This window comes from Streptomyces phytophilus (assembly GCF_013870535.1).
Taxonomy (GTDB): Bacteria; Actinomycetota; Actinomycetes; order Streptomycetales; family Streptomycetaceae; genus Streptomyces; species Streptomyces phytophilus.
On sequence record NZ_JACBXC010000673.1, the window covers coordinates 1 to 3,308 of the forward strand.

General features: G+C 74.5%; 2 protein-coding genes. One reads left to right on the forward strand and one right to left on the reverse strand.

Going from position 1 to position 3,308, the window contains the following annotated elements:
• The first annotated feature begins 150 nt into the window (after positions 1–150).
• Positions 151–2,121: a Na+/H+ antiporter NhaA gene (nhaA, locus tag H5J30_RS23300; RefSeq protein WP_181789335.1), complete on the forward strand. Its 1,971-nt coding sequence runs from the start codon at positions 151–153 to the stop codon at positions 2,119–2,121.
• 45 nt (positions 2,122–2,166) lie between these two features.
• Here nhaA and H5J30_RS23305 read toward each other — a convergent pair.
• A partial coding sequence (locus H5J30_RS23305; RefSeq protein WP_374101015.1) for an amylo-alpha-1,6-glucosidase occupies positions 2,167–3,308 on the reverse strand: 1,142 nt, incomplete at its 5' end.

Below are 3,308 nucleotides of genomic sequence, written 5' to 3' on the forward strand. Positions count from 1 at the left end.
CCCAGGACACCCGGACCGCTGACCAGTAGTGACCCGCCGCCGTGCCGGGGTGCCGCGCACGTGAGGCAGCGCGTGCGCGGCGCGTAATATCGGCCATGGCGGCCCCCCTCCTCCCGCCGACCACGGTTCGCGAGACGAGGGAGAGCGAGCATGCCGGAGCCCGACGCCGCGCCGCCCGCCGACCGGACGATGTGCAACCGGCCGACCACCTCGGCCCGCTGGACGTTCATCCGCACGGAGAGCGGCAGCGCCGCCTTCCTCGTCGCCGCCGCCGTCGCGGCGCTCGTCTGGGCCAACGTCGCCCCCGGCACGTACACCGACTTCTGGCACACCCACCTCTCCGTCGAGCTGGGCGACCACGGCCTCTCCCTCGATCTGCGCGAGTGGGTCAACAGCGGGCTGATGACCGTCTTCTTCCTGGTCATCGGCCTGGAGGTGCGGCGCGAGTTCGACATGGGGGAGCTGCGCGAGCTGAACCGCGTGACGCTGCCGTTCATGGCCGGGCTCGCCGGCATGCTCGTGCCGGTGCTCATCTTCCTGGCCTTCAACGCCGGCGACTCCGCGGCCTCCGGCTGGGGCGTGGCGATGTCCACGGACACCGCGTTCGCGCTCGGCATGCTGGCGCTGCTGGGCAAGCGGTTCCCCCGCCGCCTGTACACCTTCGTGCTGACCATCGCGGTCGTCGACGACTTCGTCGTCCTCGCCGTCATCGCCTTCGTCTACAGCGACAGCGTGACCTGGCCCCCGCTGCTGGTCGGCGCCGTCGTGTTCGCGGCGATCGTGGCGCTGCGGTCCTCGGGCAGCCGCCGCGGCCCGCTCTACGCGCTGCTCGGTGTCGCCATGTGGCTGGCGTTCGAGGAGTCCGGGGTGGATCCCGTCGTCGTCGGGCTGCTCATCGGGCTCATGACCTTCGCCTACCCGGCGCCGCGCAGCGACCTGGAGCGGGCCACCGGGCTGTTCCGCTCGTTCCGCGAGCAGCCGACGCCCGAGCTGGAGCGGGAGGCGCGGCAGGGCATCGCCTCGGCGATCTCCCCGAACGAGCGGCTGCTGCGGATGTACCACCCGTGGAGCAGCTACCTGGTCGTGCCGCTGTTCGCGCTGGCCAACACCGGTATCGAGCTGGGCGGCGACGCCCTGTCGAGCGCCGTCACCTCACCGCTGACGGTGGGCGTCTTCCTCGCCTTCGTCGTCGGCAAGCCGCTCGGCGTCATCGGCGCGACCGCGCTGACGACCTGGTGGAGCAAGGGCAGGCTGCGCCCGCCCGTCGGCTGGGCGTCCGTCGCGGGCGGCGGCGCCATCACCGGCATCGGCTTCACCATCGCCGTGCTGATCGCCACGATGGCGTTCGACGGCACGCAGCTGGAGGAGGCGAAGATCGGCATCCTCGCCGCGGTCCTCGGCTCCGTCCTCGTCACCGCGCTCGTCGCCCTGGTGACCAGCCGGCTGCCGAAGCAGCGGCGCATCCGCGCGCTGCTGGGCACCGCGCCCGTCATCGTCGACCTCACCGTCCCCGTGGACCCCGACCGCGACCACATCCGCGGCCCGCACGAGGCGCCCGTCACGGTCGTCGAGTACGGCGACTTCGAATGCCCGTACTGCGGCAGGGCCGAACCCGTCGTACGCGACCTCCTCGCCGACTTCGGCGACATCCGCTACGTCTGGCGCCATCTGCCGCTCACCGACGTGCACCCGCGCGCGCAGCTCGCCGCCGAGGCCGCGGAGGCGGCTGCCGAGCAGGACGCGTTCTGGCCCATGCACGACCGGCTGCTCGCCCACCAGGACCGGCTGACGCCGCGTGACCTGGTGGAGCACGCGGCGGAGCTGGGGCTCGACGTCGACCGGTTCAGCCGGGCGCTGAACTCCCGCCACGGCGCGGGCCGGGTCGACGAGGACACCGAGTCCGCGGACCTCAGCGGGGTCGCGGGCACGCCGACGTTCTTCGTCAACGGGCGCCGCCACCGCGGCGCGTACGACATCGCCGGCCTGTCGGCCGCGGTGCGGGGGGCGCGGGCCCGGGCGATGCTGGACGAGGACGAGACGGACGACGGGAACGGCGGGAACGGCGGGAGCGGCGGGAGCGACGGGAGCGACGAGACGGACCGGGCCGACGGCAGGGCGTGACCGCCGCGCTCCGGCGCGGAGGTGGGGGACCGGGGGCGGCGGGCGTCAGGTTCCGCCGCCCCCGGAGACTGCGGTGAGCAGCGCCAGCGGCGTGGCTGCTGCCCACGCCTGCGGGGAGCAGGCGTGTGGATACGGTACGGGTGCCGGGTGGTCGCTGCGTGCGTAACCGGCCAGCACCTCCGGCAGCCGCCAGCCGTGCGCCTCCGCGGTGGCCAGCAGCCCCCGGGCCAGCGAGCGGACCTCGGGGCCGAGACCGTAGCGGGCCAGACCGAGGGCGATGACGGCGTTGTCATGCGGCCAGCAGCTCCCGCGATGGTACGACAGCGGGTGGTACGGCAGTTGACCGGCCGCCAGCGTACGCACCGCCCAGCCCGAGAAGAAGTCGCCGGCGAGCAGCCGCCGTCCGGTGTGCGCGCCGCGCCCGGGGTCCAGGATCCCCGACCACAGCAGGTGGCCGGCGTCCGAGGCGAGCGCGTCCACCTGCCGCCCCCGGCCGTCGAGCGCCAGCGCCGGGAAGTCCGCGGCGGACAGCCAGAAGTCGCGGTGGAAGCGGTCGCGCAGCCCGGCGGCGAGGGCGTCGAGGCGGTCGGCGTACGGGGCGTCGCCCCAGACGCCGCGGGCGAGCCGCGCGGTGCGGACGAGGGCGTCGTACGCGTAGCCCTGCGCCTCGGCGACGGCGACGGGGCCTTCGGCCTGGGTGCCGTCCGCGAAGCAGATCGCGCCCGCGGAGTCCTTCCAGTTCTGGTTGACCAGCCCGCCGGGGTCGGGGGTGTAGACGAGCCAGCCGTGCTCCGCCAGCCCGCCGTCGCCGAGCATCCACCCCACGGCCGCCCGTGCCTGCGGCTCCAGCCGTGCGGCGAGTGCGGTGTCGGCGGTGGCCTCGGCGTGCGCCTGGAGCAGGACGAGGAAGAGGGGGGTGACGTCGACGGACCCGTAGTAACGCCCGTACGGCACCTGCCGGAAGGCGGCCAGCTCGCCGTGGCGTACCTCGTGCGCGATACGGCCGGGCTGCTCGGCGGAGAAGGCGTCGTGCCGGGTGCCCTGGGTGGCGGCGAGCGCGAGGAGGGTGTCGCGGGCGAGGGCGGGGCGGTAGGGCAGCGCGAAGAGGGAGGTGAGCACGGAGTCCCGCCCGAACAGGGTGAGGAACCACGGGATCCCGGCCCCCGGCACGGTCAGCGCTTCCGCAC

Bases quoted from the DNA above. Each gene is read 5' to 3' on its own strand.
- nhaA (WP_181789335.1), top strand. From the start codon at position 151: ATGCCGGAGCCCGACGCCGCGCCGCCCGCCGACCGGACGATGTGCAAC.